The following is a 14,091-nucleotide window of genomic DNA, read 5'->3' as shown; positions in this document are numbered from 1 at the left end:
GCGCCCGGCTGCCTGCCGAAGGCACGGTCCACCCCGGAATTCAACCAGGTTCGCCCGCGAGACGAGCGCCGCTCCGGGTCAGCGGGGCGGGGTGGAGGGGCCCACCGGCGGTGGGGCCGAGGCGCCGGGGACGGAACCGGCGAGCAGCCCGGGGGCGGTGATCTCGGGCACCTCCGACCACGCAGTGAGCGTGAGCGGCGGGGTCGCGGTGAAGGGACGTATCAGCGGGGACATGGCGGCGGCACCGGCTTCCACGGCGGTGGTCAGCGGGTGCGCCGGGGCCGGGCGGCCGGTCGGCAGACCGGGCAGCAGCGGGGCGGACACCTCGCTGGCGGCCACGGAGGTGTCGAGCGACTGCTGGCCCTGGGCGAGCAGCGGCCCGGCACCGCGGCGGCGCTGGGACTCGGGGGTGGTGGTGGCACCGGTGCCCGGGGAGCGCATCGGTGTCACATTGCTGCCGTTGCCGCCGCGGGCGTCGTTGCCGGTGGTGTCGCCCGGCATACCGGTGGTGACCCCGCCCAGCGCGATGGCGGCCAGCGACACCGCTCCGGCGGCGGCGAAGGCGAACCGGCGGCTGCGCGAGGCGGCGCTGCGGTCGCTGTCGTGCCGCCGCACCTCATGGATGCGGAAGCCGCGCTGCCCGGCAGCCGCGGCGACCGCCGGGAGCAGGGCGGTGGACCGGCGGGCGGCCACATAGGCGAAGTCGAAGCGCTCACCGCGCTCGGTGTCGAACGTCCCGGCGGGCGGTCGGTCCGAGAGGCCGTCGAGGAAGCCTCTGTCGTCGAGCGGGCCGTCGCCGTCGTCGTCACCACCGCCCGGCAGGCCCTGGAGGCGGGCCAGGAAGCTGGCGGAGGGCGGGGGCGGGGCGGCCTCGGCGAAGACGTTCTTCAGTCGGCGCTGGGCGTCGACCTCCGCCTTGCAGCGGACGCAGGTCGCCACATGCGCCAGGACCCGCTCACGCGTGTCATGACCGAGCTCGCCGTCCACCAGGGCGGCGAGTCGGTCTCCCAGATGCTGTTCTGCCAGGCGCTCCTCGGCAGATTTCGGCCGTGAACCACTCACGCGGGCGCGCCCCCTCCCCCCAGAGCGGGAACACGGGGCACGAAGGCGCGGCGCTCGGCGCGCGCCTCGGGCGAGCGGTGCGCGAGGGCCTTGCGCAGCTGCGAGCGGCCACGGTGGATCCGCGAGCGGACCGTGCCCAGCTTGACCCCGAGGGTCGCGGCGATCTCCTCGTACGACAGTCCTTCGATGTCGCACAGGACGACCGCGGCGCGGAACTCGGGGGCGAGGGTGTCGAGGGCCTGCTGGACGTCCGCGTCGAAGTGGGCGTCGTTGAAGACCTGCTGCGGGTTGGGCTCGCGGCTGGGCAGCCGCTCCGCCGCGTCCTCACCGAGGGCGTCGAAGCGGATGCGCTGCTTGCGGCGGACCATGTCGAGGAAGAGGTTGGTGGTGATGCGGTGCAGCCAGCCCTCGAAGGTGCCCGGCGTATAGGTCGACAGGGATCGGAAGACCCGGACGAAGACCTCCTGGGTGAGATCCTCGGCGTCGTGCTGGTTGCCCGTGAGGCGGTAGGCGAGGCGGTAGACGCGACCGCTGTGCGTGCTGACGATCTCCTCCCAGGTGGGCGGAGTCCACGCCTGCCCGTCCGCGTCGGTGGAAAAGGTCGCGGTCGTGGTCCGGTCAGCGGCGTGACGGTGGTCAGCAGCGGTGTTGTTCACGGATTTCGGCCTGCCCGCCGACCCGAGAAAGCGCCGGAGCACTCCTCCCCGATCCACAGGTCCGGCCGCACCTCCCCTGTCGGCTCTGGTGGTGTCCAGTGGAGCCCCTACCATAACCACCTCGCCCGTTAGCTCCTCATAAGCGGTTTTACAAGAGTTTGATCTGTGCTGATACGGCTCATGCGGCTGCGTCAGGACTTGGACTTCGCACCGCTCGTCGTCGTGATCCAACCGTGTCCCCCGTGTCCGTGCTCACCCTTCTAAACGCCCGGTCCCATCTGCGGGTTCCCGGCGCCAACGGATACAGTCACGCCGAAGGACCAACGGGGACAGGAGAGGGTCATTACCGGCAACCGGCAGACGAGCTGGGCGTTCGCCGACGCCTATGTCGCCGAGGACGAAGCGCTGCACTGGGCCCGGGACCGGGCCCGTGAGGCAGGGCTGCGCTCGGTGTCGCCCGGCACGGGTGCCGCGCTGCGGCTGCTGGCCGCCTCCGTGGACGCCAAGGCCGTCGCGGAGGTCGGTACCGGTACCGGGGTCTCCGGGATCCATCTGCTGCACGGCATGCGTGCCGACGGGGTGCTGACCACCGTCGACCCCGAGCCGGAGCACCAGCAGTTCGCCCGGCAGGCGTTCCGCGCCTCCGGTTTCGCCGGGAACCGCGCCCGTTTCATCCCGGGCCGGGCTCTGGACGTGCTGCCCCGGCTCGCGGACGCCGGCTACGACCTCGTGTTCTGCGACGGTGACCGGCTGGAGGTCCTCGACTACCTCGCCGAATCGTTGCGGCTGCTGCGCCCCGGCGGCCTGGTGGTCTTCGAGGGCGTCTTCGCCAATGGCCGTACGGTCGATTCGGGGCCCCAGCCGACCGAGGTGCTGCGGCTGCGGGAGCTGCTGCGGTCGGTGCGGGAGAGCCCGGAGCTGGTGACGTCCCTGCTGCCGATGGGCGACGGCCTGCTGTGCGCGGTCAAGCGCTGAGCCGGACAGTCGTTCGAGCAGAACAGTCGTTCGGGGCGATCAGCCGTCCGACGCGGCCGGGGAACGAGCAACCGCCCCGGCACCGGTGAGGTGCGGGGCGGCTGAAGGGGTGTGTGGTCGCGCGCGACCGGACCGCAGTGGGATCGCGGTCAGCCCACGACCTTCTTGAGGGCGTCGCCGAGCGCGTCGGCCTCGTCCGGGGTCAGCTCGACGACAAGCCGACCGCCGCCTTCGAGCGGAACGCGCATGACGATGCCCCGCCCCTCCTTGGTCACCTCGAGCGGGCCGTCGCCCGTCCGCGGCTTCATGGCCGCCATGCTTGTTCCCCTTCCTGAAACCAGCTCATCGTCAAAACCGACGACCCCTTGGGGGGCACGCGCGGCCCTGCGGACACGCGACACCGGCATCGAACACATTGCTTCCCGGCCATTATCCCGCATCGCGCGACCCGATGACCAACATCAGTCGGCATCGCTTGGGCAACGCGCGCGAGCAAAACCACTCAATTCGGCGATCGGAACGCGATACCGCGCTCCCGCACTGACTTCCGGCCACCGGAAACCGACCTGAATTCTTTGACGCAGGTCACACGTCCGTTCCGGTGCAACGACCATGATCTCCGCCATGCTGTCCTGAGGACACGACCTACCGTTCGGTACGCCGCCGGACGCCAGACGACGGAGGGGACCCGCCATGGCCGACACCGTGCTCTACGAGGTGAGCGCCGGACTCGCGACGATCACGCTGAACCGCCCCGAGGCGATGAACGCGCTGAACCTCGCCGCCAAGGTCGCCCTCCGCGAGGCGGTCCGGTCGGCGGCGGACGACGACGCGGTGCGGGCGGTGCTGCTGACGGCGGCCGGGGAGCGGGCGTTCTGTGTGGGCCAGGATCTCAAGGAGCACATCGGGCTGCTGGCGGCGGACCGGGAGTCGGGCGGCGGACAGACCATGACCACGGTCCGGGAGCACTACAACCCGATCGTGCGGACACTCGCCGGGATGGCCAAGCCGGTGGTCGCCGGGGTGAACGGGGTCGCCGCGGGCGCCGGTTTCGGCTTCGCCCTCGCCGCGGACTACCGGGTCGTCGCCGACACCGCCTCCTTCAACACCTCGTTCGCGGGTGTCGCCCTGACCGCCGACTCCGGGATCTCCTGGACCCTGCCCAAGGTGGTCGGCCCCGGCCGGGCCGCCGATCTGCTGCTGTTCCCGCGCGGGATCAAGGCACAGGAGGCGTCCGAGCTGGGGATCGCCAACCGGGTGGTGCCCGCCGCCGAGCTGCGCGCCGAGGCGGAGAAGGTGGCCCGCGCGCTGGCCGAGGGCCCGACCGTGGCCTACGCGGCGCTCAAGGAGTCCCTCGCCTACGGCTACTCCCACTCCTTCACTCAGACGCTGGAGAAGGAGGACGAACTCCAGACCCGGGCGGGCGCCTCCGAGGACCACGCCATCGCGGTCCAGGCGTTCGTCAACAAGGAGAAGCCGAAGTACCTGGGCCGCTGAGACCCGTAGGAGGCGCCCCTAGCCCGCGCCCCGGGCGAGGCAGCCCTCCAGATGGTCGTCCACCAGGCCGCACGCCTGCATCAGCGCGTACGCGGTCGTGGGGCCGACGAAGCGCAGGCCCTGCTTCTTCAGGGCCTTGGACAGGGCCGTCGACTCGGGGGTGACCGCCGGGACCTCCCCGACGGTTCTGGGGACCGGGCGGGTGGCCGGGTCGGGGGCGTGGGACCAGATCAGGGCGTCCAGGTCACCCGGCGCCCAGCCGGTGAGCACGCGCGCGTTGGCCATCGTCGCGTCGACCTTGGCGCGGTTGCGGATGATGCCGGGGTCGGCGAGGAGCCGTTCGCGGTCGGCGTCGGTGAAGGCGGCGACCTCGGCGATCCGGAAGTCCGCGAAGGCGGCCCGGAAGCCGGGGCGGCGGCGCAGGATGGTGATCCAGGACAGACCGGACTGGAACGCCTCCAGGCTGAGCCGCTCGAACAGCGCCTCGTCGCCGTGGACCGGGCGGCCCCACTCCTCGTCGTGGTAGGCCACGTAGTCCGGGGTGGACAGCGCCCAGGGGCAGCGCAGCGCGCCGTCCTCCCCCGGGACGGCGGCTCCGTCGCTCACTGGTGGTCCCCGTCGCCGTGCTTGGCCAGGTCGACCTCGGCTCCGCCGGGGCGGGCGCCCGCGAGGGCGGACTCCAGGTCGGCGATCCGGGCGTCCCGCTCGGCCAGCTCGGCGCCGAGCCGGTTCAGGGCGTCGTCCACCTCCGCCATCCGGTAGCCGCGGACGGCCAGCGGGAAGCGCAGGGCGTCGACATCGCCGCGGCCCAGGGGGCGGTCCGGGGGCAGCGGGTCGTGCAGCCGCTCGGGCGGCGCCTCGGGCAGCGGACCGCCGCCGTCGCCGCCGCCGACCACCAGCAGGGTGACCGCGGCGACCACGACGGCGAGCGCGACGACGAGGAAGAGGAACATGACCATCGGGTGAGCCCCCACGCTGGGTGTGGTCGATCTGGGATGTCATCCGCGATGTCATTCGGGATGACATCTGGGGTGTCTGCTCCGATCGTGCCATGCGAGTCTGACAGTTAGGGTCACAGACGGCCGGAAAGGGCCGCGGACCAGGATGAACGCACTCGGCAGCCGGTCGGTGCGAGTCGGCACGAGGAGGGGCGCAGCAGATGCTGAGGCTGGGCGGACGGGAGTTCGCCGCGCACGAGCCGGTGATCATGGCGATCGTGAACCGGACCCCGGACTCCTTCTACGACCAGGGGGCGACCTTCCAGGACGAGGCGGCCCTCGCGCGCGTGGAGCGGGCCGTCGCCGAGGGGGCCGCCATCATCGACATCGGCGGGGTGAAGGCCGGGCCGGGCGAGGAGGTCACGGCCGAGGAGGAGGCGCGGCGCACGGTCGGCTTCGTGGCGGAGGTGCGGCGGCGCCACCCGGACGTGGTGATCAGCGTGGACACCTGGCGGGCGGAGGTCGGCGCCGCGGTCTGCGAGGCCGGCGCGGATGTCCTGAACGACGCCTGGGGCGGGGTCGACCCCGGGCTGGCGGAGGTCGCCGCGCGGTACGGGGCCGGACTGGTGTGCACCCACGCCGGGGGCGCCGAGCCCCGGACCCGGCCGCACCGGGTGGCGTACGACGATGTCGTCGCCGACATCCTGCGGGTGACCGTGGGGCTGGCGGAGCGGGCGGTGGCGCTCGGGGTGCCGCGCGAGTCGGTGCTGATCGACCCGGGGCACGACTTCGGGAAGAACACCCGGCACAGCCTGGAGGCCACCCGGCGGCTCGGGGAGCTGGTGGAGACGGGGTGGCCGGTGCTGGTGTCGCTGTCCAACAAGGACTTCGTCGGGGAGACGCTGGACCGGCCGGTGAAGGAGCGGGTGCTCGGGACGCTGGCGACGACGGCGGTGTCGGCGTGGCTGGGGGCGCGGGTGTACCGGGTGCACGAGGTGGCGGAGACGCGGGAGGTGCTGGAGATGGTGGGGGCGATCGCGGGGCACCGGGCACCTGCGGTGGCTCGGCGGGGGTTGGCGTAGGGGGGTGAGGGGGCGGGCGGGTGAGTGAGCGCCGGTGGGGGCGGCGGCGGGGGGTGTTTCTCGCCCCCGCCGCCCCTACCCGTCCCCTCCCCGTCCCCTCACCGGGGGCTCCGCCCCCGGACCCCCGGGTCGGCCCCGAAAGGGCCTCGTCCTCAAACGCCGGACGGGCTGGTGGGACGGGCTGAACGGGCCGCCCTACCGCCCCGCCTCCTTCGACACCAGCGCGACCGCCTCCTCCACATCGTCCGTGACATGGAACAGCAGGAGATCCTTCTCCGCCGCCTTGCCCTGGGCGATGAGGGTGTTGCGGAGCCAGTCGATCAGGCCGCCCCAGTACTCCGTGCCGAACAGGACGATCGGGAAGCGGGTGACCTTCTGGGTCTGGACCAGGGTGAGGGCCTCGAAGAGTTCATCGAGGGTGCCGAGGCCGCCGGGCAGGACCACGAACCCCTGGGCGTACTTGACGAACATCATCTTCCGGACGAAGAAGTAGCGGAAGTTGAGGCCGATGTCGACATAGGGGTTCAGCCCTTGCTCGAAGGGCAGTTCGATGCCCAGGCCGACCGAGACACCGCCCGCCTCCAGGGCGCCCTTGTTGGCGGCCTCCATGGCGCCGGGTCCGCCCCCGGTGATGACCGCCCACCCGGCCTCGACCAGACCGGTGCCGAGGCGGACGCCCGCCTCGTACTCCGGGGAGTCGGGCCGGGTGCGGGCGGAGCCGAAGACGCTGATCGCGGGCGGGAGTTCGGCGAGGGTGCCGAAGCCCTCGATGAACTCCGACTGGATGCGCAGCACCCGCCAGGGGTCGGTGTGGACCCAGTCGGAGGGGCCGCCCGCGTCCAGCAGCCGCTGGTCCGTCGTGCTGGCCGTCACCTGGCCGCGCCGCCGCAGGACCGGTCCGAGACGCTGCTCCCGAGGCGGCTGCTTCTTGTCCTCAGGGTTGCCGGTGGCCATATGCGCTCCCTCCGATCGGGTCCCGCCCCGGTCGGCGCGGCCGGGGCCGCGGGTCCGGGAAGGGACGTCTTTCCACCTCAGCGTAGATCTACGCCGGTTACGCGCGGGGGACGTCGGCGTGTCCGGGCCGGAGCGGGCGGCCCACGGCCTCCCCGGCGGTCGGCGGGTAACCGACGGTCAGGGGGCGAGCCAGGACCTCAGCCGCTCCTCCGCCGCCAGGATCTTCGCGGTTTCCACCCTTTCGTCCCGCTTGTGCGCCAAGTGCGGATTGCCGGGGCCGTAGTTCACCGCCGGGACGCCCAGCGCGCTGAACCGGGAGACGTCCGTCCAGCCGTACTTGGGCTGCGGGGTGCCGCCGACCGCCTCGATGAACGCCGCCGCGGCCGGATGGGACAGCCCCGGCATCGCCGCGCCACTGTGGTCCACGACCTGGAAGTCCGTCACCCCGCAGTCCGCGAAGACCTCATGGACATGGGCGACCGCCTCGTCCTCCGTACGGTCCGGGGCGTAGCGGAAATTGACCGTGACCACGCACTCGTCGGGGATGACATTGCCCGCCACCCCGCCCGTGATCCCGACCGCGTTCAGGCCCTCGCGGTACTCCAGGCCGTCGATCACCGGGTAGCGGGGCTCGTAGGCGGCGAGGCGGGCGAGGATCGGGGCGGCGGCGTGGATCGCGTTGGAGCCCATCCAGGAGCGCGCCGAGTGCGCGCGCTCCCCCTTGGTGGTGAGCAGTACCCGCAGGGTGCCCTGGCAGCCGCCCTCGACCTGGCCGTCGGAGGGTTCGAGGAGCACCGCGAAATCGGCGGCCAGCCACTCCGGGTAGGCGGCGGCGAGATGGCGCAGTCCGTTGCGCTCGGCGGCGACCTCTTCATTGTCGTAGAAGATGAAGGTCAGATCGCGGTTGGGGGCCGGGACGGTGGCCGCGATGCGGAGCTGGACGGCCACGCCGGACTTCATGTCGCAGGTGCCGCAGCCCCACAGCACGCCCTCGTCGTCCAGGCGGGAGGGGACGTTGTCGGCGATGGGGACGGTGTCGATGTGCCCGGCGAGCACCACCCGCTCGGCGTGCCCCAGGTCCGTCCGGGCGACGACATTGTTGCCGAGGCGGTCGACGGTGAGGTGCGGCAGGGCGCGCAGGGCCTGCTCGATCGCGTCGGCGAGCGGCTTCTCGGAGCCGCTGACGGACGGGAAGTCGACCAGCCGCGCGGTCAGCAGGGCGGCGTCCAGACCGAGGTCCAGGGCGGCGGCCTGCGGGGCGTCGGGGGCGATGTCGGGCGTGTCGGGCATGGTGACGACACTATCGCCGGTCGGGCCACCGCCCCGCCCCCTCCCGGCCCCGCTCTCCCGTCGCCCTTCCGTACATGTTTTCGTCACCCCTCCGAGACCCGCCGGAAGGCTCCAGTACCGTGGACGCGTGTCAGAGCCGTCCCCCTCCCCCAAGCGTCACGGCCGTCTCCTGCGTCTCGGCGCGGCCCTGGTGGTCATGCTCGCCATCGCGGGCTATCTGGTCGTGCAGTACGTCACCGGCGCCTCCGGTTCGCACTGCAAGGTGGTCGCGGGCGACGGACGGGGCGGGACCTACGACTTCACCCCGGAGCAGGCGGTGAACGCGGCGGCCATCTCCGCCGTCGGCACCGCGCGCGGGCTGCCCGAACGGGCCGTCACCATCGCGCTGGCGACCGCGATGCAGGAGTCGGCGCTGCGCAACCTCGACCACGGCGACCGTGATTCGCTCGGCCTCTTCCAGCAGCGGCCCTCGCAGGGCTGGGGCGGCGAGCGCGAGATCATGGACCCGATCTACGCGGCCAACGCGTTCTACGACCATCTGGAGACGGTGGACGGCTACACCGAACTGCCGCTCACCGTCGCCGCCCAGCGCGTCCAGCGCAGCGGCTTCCCCACCGCGTACGCCAAGCACGAGCCGGACGCGCAGCTTCTCGCCGACGCCTTCACCGGCCGGGCCGCGGCCACCCTGACCTGCGGTGGCCGCCCCGACGCCAGCCAGTCACCGGCCCCCGGGCAGACCCGGGCCGCCGGGCCCGACGCGGTGCGCTCCGCCCTGGTGCGGGACTTCGGGCAACTGGAGCAGACCGGCGCCGAGGTGGGCACGCGGGGCGCCCCCGCGCCGGGCCCGAGCGGGGTCACGGCTCAGGCGGTGGGGCGGACGGTGACGGTACCGGTGAGCGCCGACGGCACCGACGGGGGTCCGGTCGGGGAGCAGGGCTGGCGGATCGCGCACTGGGCCGTCGCCAACGCCGCCGACCTGGGCATCGAGAGCGTCTCGTACGCCGGGCGGGAGTGGACCGCCGGGTCCTCCGAGAAGCCCTGGCGGACGACGGACAGCGGCACCGCGGACGCGGTGCGGATCATCACCGTGCGCTAGTGCGAACGTTCCCTCGCGGGGAGTAGCCCGCGGGGCTCGCGGCGCCCGGGGGTGCGGGTTCTTCGCGCGACCACCCGGCCGATCGGCAATTCCCTTGGGAACACAGGGGCGTAAGGATTCAGCAGCGCTTCTCCGACCCTTCCCCACGGGCACCCTTTGCCCACTTTTATCCGCAACCGATAATGCGACGCATTACCAACTCTTTACGTTGGCGCTCCGCAACCTCGATGGGGGGTCGAGCGGTAGTCACTGCGTCCGAGCCCGGACGGTCCACCGCCGAGTCGCCTCGGCCACGTGGTTCTTGGCCACACGGTCAACTCCCGGGCCCGGCAGGACAGTTCACTTCACTGTCCGGTTCGGATCATCAGTCTCTGCCGTACTTTTTCTTCCGTCGAAGGAGCATCATGTCCCTCCCCCTGACCCGCCGGATCGCCCGTGCCGCGCTGCTCGTCGCTGCGGGAGCGGCTGCCGGGGTCGGTGCGGCCGGCTCCGCCAGCGCCGCGCCCGAACTGCCGGCCACCCCGAACCTCGGTGGGCTGACCGCGCTGGACGCCGCGAGCACGGGCAGCACCGTGGACAGCGCCGCGCGCACCACCACCGGGCTGGCCGGTGAGACCGGCGGCAACGCGGTGAAGACGGCGGTTCCGGCCGCGGGCAAGACCACGGGTGCGGCGGCGAAGAAGGCGACGCCGGCCGCGCAGAAGGCGGCGGGGGATGTCGCCGGGGCCGCGGGGGATGTCGTGGGTGAGACCGCGAAGTCGGCGACGAAGGGTGGGCTGCCGACGGAGGGGCTGACCAAGGGCGGGCTGCCGGTGCAGGGGCTTCCGCTGGGCTGAGGTTGCCGTACGGAGTGAGAAGGGGCCCGGGGTTGAACCCCGGGCCCCTTCTTCTTTGGTGATCGGGTGGGGGTAGGTGGGGGGGGCGGTCGCGCAGTTCCTCGCGCCCCCAGAAAAGCGTCCTACCTGAGGCGGTTCACCGCTGCGGCGATGCGTTCGTCCGTGGCTGTCAGGGCCACGCGGATGAAGTGGTCGCCCGCTTCGCCGTAGAAGTCGCCGGGGGCCACCAGGATGCCCAGGTCGGCCAGGTGGGCGACCGTGGTCCAGCAGGGTTCGTCGCGGGTGGCCCACAGGTAGAGGCTGGCCTCGCTGTGTTCGATGCGGAAGCCGTGGGACTCCAGGGCCGTGCGGAGCGCCGCGCGGCGGGTGGCGTAGCGCTCACGCTGGACGCGGACATGGTCGTCGTCGTGCAGGGCCGCCGCCGCTGCCGCCTGGGTCGGGGCCGGGGTCATCATGCCGCCGTGCTTGCGGATCTCCAGCAGCGGGCCCAGGACCGCCGGGTCACCGGCCAGGAAGGCCGCGCGGTAACCGGCGAGGTTGGAGCGCTTGGAGAGGGAGTGGACGGCCACGATGCCCTCGTACGAGCCGCCGTTCACGTCCGGGTGGAGGACCGAGACGGGGTCGGCCTCCCAGCCCAGTTCGAGATAGCACTCGTCGGAGAAGACCAGGATGCCGTGGGAGCGGGCCCAGGCGACGATCCGGGTCAGCTCCTCCTTGGGCAGGACCCGGCCCGTCGGGTTGGACGGGGAGTTCAGCCAGAGCAGCCTCAGGCCCTCCGGGTCGAGGGTGGTCGGGTCGTCGTAGACCTCGTGGTCCGCGCGGGCCAGGCGGGCGCCCACCTCGTAGGTGGGGTAGGCGAGGCGGGGGACGGCGACCCGGTCCCCCGGGCCCAGGCCCAGCTGGGTGGGGAGCCAGGCGACCAGCTCCTTGGAGCCGACGACCGGCAGGACATGGCGGTGGGTGACGGCCCGCGCGCCGAGGCGGCGGGTGAGCCAGCCGGTGATCGCGTCACGCAGTTCGGGCGTGCCCCAGACCGTCGGATAGCCCGGCGAGTCGGCCGCCTCGACCAGCGCCTTCTGGATCACCTCGGGGACCGGGTCGACCGGCGTGCCGACCGAGAGGTCGACGATGCCGTCCGGGTGGGCCGCGGCGGTCTGCTTGAAGGGGGTCAGCTTGTCCCAGGGGAAGACCGGAAGCCGGTCGGTGACTGCGGACACGGGTTCGTGCTCACTTTCGGTTGCGCGCTGGTACGGCGAACGCCCCGGTCCCTGGGGGAACGGGGCGGCGCGAGTGGGTCGCGGGCGCGCTCAGCCGTTCTGCGGCGGCAGCGCGGCGATGAAGGGGTGGTCCCGCTCGATCAGGCCGAGCTTGCTGGCACCGCCGGGCGAGCCCAGCTCGTCGAAGAACTCGACGTTCGCCTTGTAGTAGTCCTTCCACTCCTCCGGAGTGTCGTCCTCGTAGAAGATCGCCTCGACCGGGCAGACCGGCTCACAGGCGCCGCAGTCGACGCATTCGTCCGGGTGGATGTACAAGGACCGGGAGCCCTCGTAGATGCAGTCGACCGGGCACTCCTCGATGCACGCCTTGTCCTTGACGTCGACACAAGGCTGCGCGATGACGTAGGTCACGCTGTCGTTCCTCCTCGATACGGGCGCTGGCGGGCCACCTGGGCTCCGCCGGTCTGGCGCGCGAGAGCGCGGCGTCGTCGATGCCCGCACCTAGTATCTCCGTTCTTGGGCATGATCCGAACAGGAGGGGTGGATTGACCTGTGGAAATCTCGGCGACCGGACGTCTCGTCGTCCGAATCACCGCTGCTGACGTGGGCAAACGGGTGTCGGTGCGGCAGCGTCTCGATCCGCGGGACACCGGGGGTGAATTCACCGACACGGTGGGTGTTCTCACATCCTGGGACAACGGTGTGCTGGCGATCACCCGCCGGGACGGGGAAACCGTCCGGGTTCCGGAATCCGCCCTGGTCGCGGGCAAAGTGGTGCCGACCGCTCCGGCCCGCCGCCGGGGCCCCTCGGCCTCGTACGAGGAACTCGCGCGGGTCGCCGCGCGGGCCTGGCGGCCGGTGGAGAGCGAGCGGCTCGGGGAGTGGGAGCTGCGGGCCGCCGCCGGGTTCACCCGCCGGGCCAATTCGGTGCTGCCGCTGGGCGATCCGGGGCTGCCGCTGGACGAGGCGCTGATGGCGGTCCGGGACTGGTACGGGGAGCGGGGGCTGCCCGCCTATGTGCAGACCGCGACCGGTGCCGAGGGCACGGAGGAGCTGCTGGGCGCGGAGCTGGCGGCGCGGGGGTGGGTGCGGGAGGTCAGTGCCGAGCTGTGGACCGGGGCGCTGGCGCCGGTCGCGGATCGGGCGGAGGGTGCGGGGGTTGTGCTCTCGCGGGGGGTGGATGCCGGGTGGCTGGCGCGGTATCAGCGGCGGGGGGTGAGCGAGGTCGCGCTGCGGGTGCTGGGGAGCGGGGCCTCGGTGTGGTTCGCGAGCGTTCCCGGTGCGGGCGGGGTGCCCGGCGCGATCGGGCGGTGTGTGGTGGACGGGCGGTGGGCCGGGTTCGCGGCGGTGGAGGTCGATCCGGGGCTGCGGCGGCGGGGGCTGGCGACCGAGGTCATGGCCGCGCTCGCCCGGCGGGCGCTGGAGGAGGGCGCGTCGGCGGCCTGGCTCCAGGTCGAGACGGACAACGCGGGGGCGCGGGCGCTGTACGGGCGGCTGGGGTTCGCCGCGCATCACGCCTATCACCATCTCCGGTTCGTGGCCGACCGTGTGACGGACGGGGGGTGAGGGGCGTGCCGTCATCGGCTTTCGGGCCCTCGCCGGGGCCGCGGTCGCCGTCGCCGGAGCGGGTCGCCGAGGTGCGGCGGCGGTTCGCCGAGGAGGCGCGGGCCGAGTCGCCCGATCTGGCCACGCTGTGCCTGCTGATCGGGGCGCAGGCGGACGCGGCGCTGGACGACGCCGGGATCGACGCGGGGCAGCTCGCGCTGGACGAGCTGGCGGGGATGCTGCCGTTCCGTCCCGGTGGGCCGGGGGCGTGGGCGGCTGCCCTGCGGGAGGTGCTCGGGGCGCGGCTGGGGTTCCACGGTTCCCCGGCGGAGTACGGGCGGCTGGAGGCGTCCCTGCTGCACCGGGTGCTGGAGCGGCGGCGGGGGCTGCCGATCCTGTTGTCGGTGGTGTGGGTGGAGGTCGCCCGGCGGGCGGGGGCGCCGGTGCACGGGGTGGCGCTGCCGGGGCATTTCGTGGTCGGGCTCGGTCCGGTGGGGCGGCGGCCGGTGCTGGTGGATCCGTTCGATGGGGGGCGGGTGTTGTCGGAGGGGGAGGTGGAGCGGTTGGTGGCGGGGGCGACGGATGTGGGGGCGACGGGAGTGGGTGCGGGGGCGGTGGGGGGTGGGCTGGGGCCGGGGGTGCTGGCGCCGGCCGGGGTGGTGCAGGTGGTGCGGAGGGTGTTGAACAACGTGGGGGTGTGGGCGCGGGGGCGGCCCGAGCGGGTGGAGGTGGCGTTGTGGGCGGTGGAGTTGGGGTTGTTGTTGCCCTCGCATGCGGCGCGGTTGCGGTATGAGCGGGGGCGGTTGCTGGTGGAGCGGGGGGATTTTGTGGGTGGGGCGGTGGAGTTGGAGGGGTATGCGGAGGTGGTGGAGGGGGTGGATGCGGGGGCTGCGGAGGTTGTTCGGGGGGAGGCTCGGGCGGCTCGGGCGCGGTTGAATTAGGG

Annotated in this window: 16 protein-coding genes; 7 read left to right on the top strand and 9 right to left on the bottom strand. The window is 72.9% G+C overall.

Annotated features, from left to right (window positions below; translation table 11 throughout):
- Nucleotides 1–78: 78 nt before the first annotated feature.
- On the bottom strand, nucleotides 79–1,062 hold the full coding sequence (locus ABZX40_RS06675; RefSeq protein ID WP_355748229.1) for a zf-HC2 domain-containing protein: 984 nt from the start codon (nucleotides 1,060–1,062) through the stop codon (nucleotides 79–81).
- Nucleotides 1,059–1,760: an RNA polymerase sigma factor SigE gene (gene sigE, locus ABZX40_RS06670; RefSeq protein ID WP_355748255.1), complete on the bottom strand. Its 702-nt coding sequence runs from the start codon at nucleotides 1,758–1,760 to the stop codon at nucleotides 1,059–1,061. Before sigE ends, ABZX40_RS06675 begins: the two co-directional genes overlap by 4 nt.
- Before the next feature lie 234 nt (nucleotides 1,761–1,994).
- Between sigE and ABZX40_RS06665 the strand changes: the two genes are divergently transcribed.
- Nucleotides 1,995–2,693: an O-methyltransferase gene (locus tag ABZX40_RS06665; RefSeq protein ID WP_355748252.1), complete on the top strand. Its 699-nt coding sequence runs from the start codon at nucleotides 1,995–1,997 to the stop codon at nucleotides 2,691–2,693.
- Between the two features lie 149 nt (nucleotides 2,694–2,842).
- Here ABZX40_RS06665 and ABZX40_RS06660 read toward each other — a convergent pair whose 3' ends face one another.
- On the bottom strand, nucleotides 2,843–3,010 hold the full coding sequence (locus ABZX40_RS06660) for a DUF3117 domain-containing protein (RefSeq protein WP_003966491.1): 168 nt from the start codon (nucleotides 3,008–3,010) through the stop codon (nucleotides 2,843–2,845).
- Between the two features lie 376 nt (nucleotides 3,011–3,386).
- Here ABZX40_RS06660 and ABZX40_RS06655 point away from each other — a divergent pair, with 376 nt between their 5' ends.
- Nucleotides 3,387–4,190 (top strand): enoyl-CoA hydratase-related protein, encoded by an 804-nt coding sequence (locus ABZX40_RS06655; RefSeq protein ID WP_355748225.1) that lies wholly within the window; start codon nucleotides 3,387–3,389, stop codon nucleotides 4,188–4,190.
- Nucleotides 4,191–4,208: 18 nt separating this feature from the next.
- Here ABZX40_RS06655 and ABZX40_RS06650 read toward each other — a convergent pair whose 3' ends face one another.
- Both ABZX40_RS06650 and ABZX40_RS06645 read right to left on the bottom strand, forming a co-directional pair.
- A complete protein-coding gene (locus tag ABZX40_RS06650; protein WP_355748222.1) occupies nucleotides 4,209–4,796 on the bottom strand; it encodes a DNA-3-methyladenine glycosylase I in 588 nt (195 codons plus the stop codon).
- The gene (locus ABZX40_RS06645) at nucleotides 4,793–5,149 is read right to left on the bottom strand and encodes a DivIVA domain-containing protein (protein WP_355748249.1); all 357 of its coding nucleotides are present in this window, start codon (nucleotides 5,147–5,149) and stop codon (nucleotides 4,793–4,795) included. The genes ABZX40_RS06650 and ABZX40_RS06645 overlap by 4 nt, the downstream gene beginning before the upstream one ends.
- A gap of 200 nt (nucleotides 5,150–5,349) precedes the next feature.
- On the opposite strand from ABZX40_RS06645, the gene folP reads away from it, so the two are divergent.
- Nucleotides 5,350–6,210: a dihydropteroate synthase gene (gene folP, locus ABZX40_RS06640; RefSeq protein WP_355748219.1), complete on the top strand. Its 861-nt coding sequence runs from the start codon at nucleotides 5,350–5,352 to the stop codon at nucleotides 6,208–6,210.
- Nucleotides 6,211–6,405: 195 nt separating this feature from the next.
- Here the strand turns inward: folP and ABZX40_RS06635 are convergent, their stop codons facing one another.
- Nucleotides 6,406–7,164 carry a TIGR00730 family Rossman fold protein gene (locus ABZX40_RS06635; RefSeq protein ID WP_355748216.1) on the bottom strand — a complete coding sequence of 253 codons (759 nt, stop codon included), beginning with the start codon at nucleotides 7,162–7,164 and terminating at the stop codon, nucleotides 6,406–6,408.
- 177 nt (nucleotides 7,165–7,341) lie between these two features.
- Nucleotides 7,342–8,454: a succinyl-diaminopimelate desuccinylase gene (dapE, locus tag ABZX40_RS06630; RefSeq protein WP_355748213.1), complete on the bottom strand. Its 1,113-nt coding sequence runs from the start codon at nucleotides 8,452–8,454 to the stop codon at nucleotides 7,342–7,344.
- Nucleotides 8,455–8,581: 127 nt separating this feature from the next.
- Between dapE and ABZX40_RS06625 the strand changes: the two genes are divergently transcribed.
- Both ABZX40_RS06625 and ABZX40_RS06620 read left to right on the top strand, forming a co-directional pair.
- Nucleotides 8,582–9,550 carry a heavy metal transporter gene (locus ABZX40_RS06625; protein ID WP_355748210.1) on the top strand — a complete coding sequence of 323 codons (969 nt, stop codon included), beginning with the start codon at nucleotides 8,582–8,584 and terminating at the stop codon, nucleotides 9,548–9,550.
- A 404-nt stretch (nucleotides 9,551–9,954) separates the two neighbouring features.
- On the top strand, nucleotides 9,955–10,386 hold the full coding sequence (locus tag ABZX40_RS06620; RefSeq protein WP_355748207.1) for an ATP-binding protein: 432 nt from the start codon (nucleotides 9,955–9,957) through the stop codon (nucleotides 10,384–10,386).
- A 122-nt stretch (nucleotides 10,387–10,508) separates the two neighbouring features.
- Here ABZX40_RS06620 and ABZX40_RS06615 read toward each other — a convergent pair whose 3' ends face one another.
- Nucleotides 10,509–11,603, bottom strand: a complete 1,095-nt coding sequence (locus ABZX40_RS06615) for a bifunctional succinyldiaminopimelate transaminase/glutamate-prephenate aminotransferase (protein ID WP_355748204.1) — start codon at nucleotides 11,601–11,603, stop codon at nucleotides 10,509–10,511.
- A 90-nt stretch (nucleotides 11,604–11,693) separates the two neighbouring features.
- Entirely contained in the window at nucleotides 11,694–12,014 is a 321-nt protein-coding gene (gene fdxA, locus ABZX40_RS06610) for a ferredoxin (RefSeq protein ID WP_003985062.1), read from the bottom strand.
- Nucleotides 12,015–12,155: 141 nt separating this feature from the next.
- On the opposite strand from fdxA, the gene ABZX40_RS06605 reads away from it, so the two are divergent.
- Together ABZX40_RS06605 and ABZX40_RS06600 are read left to right on the top strand one after the other, a co-directional pair.
- On the top strand, nucleotides 12,156–13,169 hold the full coding sequence (locus ABZX40_RS06605) for a GNAT family N-acetyltransferase (protein WP_355748201.1): 1,014 nt from the start codon (nucleotides 12,156–12,158) through the stop codon (nucleotides 13,167–13,169).
- Between the two features lie 5 nt (nucleotides 13,170–13,174).
- The gene (locus ABZX40_RS06600; protein WP_355748198.1) at nucleotides 13,175–14,089 is read left to right on the top strand and encodes a transglutaminase-like domain-containing protein; all 915 of its coding nucleotides are present in this window, start codon (nucleotides 13,175–13,177) and stop codon (nucleotides 14,087–14,089) included.
- The last annotated feature ends 2 nt before the right edge of the window (nucleotides 14,090–14,091 follow it).

Origin of the sequence: Streptomyces sp. NPDC004610 (assembly GCF_040609715.1) — a bacterium.
Taxonomy (GTDB): domain Bacteria; phylum Actinomycetota; class Actinomycetes; order Streptomycetales; family Streptomycetaceae; genus Streptomyces.
Note: the sequence above shows the minus strand (reverse complement) of the source record. Positions and strands in the feature narration are given on the sequence as shown.

Excerpts from the sequence above, each read along its gene's own strand:
- ABZX40_RS06660 (WP_003966491.1), bottom strand. The coding sequence starts at position 3,010 with ATGGCGGCCATGAAGCCGCGGACGGGCGACGGCCCGCTCGAGGTGACC.
- ABZX40_RS06655 (WP_355748225.1), top strand. The coding sequence starts at position 3,387 with ATGGCCGACACCGTGCTCTACGAGGTGAGCGCCGGACTCGCGACGATC.
- ABZX40_RS06645 (WP_355748249.1), bottom strand. The coding sequence starts at position 5,149 with ATGGTCATGTTCCTCTTCCTCGTCGTCGCGCTCGCCGTCGTGGTCGCC.
- folP (WP_355748219.1), top strand. The coding sequence starts at position 5,350 with ATGCTGAGGCTGGGCGGACGGGAGTTCGCCGCGCACGAGCCGGTGATC.
- ABZX40_RS06635 (WP_355748216.1), bottom strand. The coding sequence starts at position 7,164 with ATGGCCACCGGCAACCCTGAGGACAAGAAGCAGCCGCCTCGGGAGCAG.
- dapE (WP_355748213.1), bottom strand. The coding sequence starts at position 8,454 with ATGCCCGACACGCCCGACATCGCCCCCGACGCCCCGCAGGCCGCCGCC.
- ABZX40_RS06620 (WP_355748207.1), top strand. The coding sequence starts at position 9,955 with ATGTCCCTCCCCCTGACCCGCCGGATCGCCCGTGCCGCGCTGCTCGTC.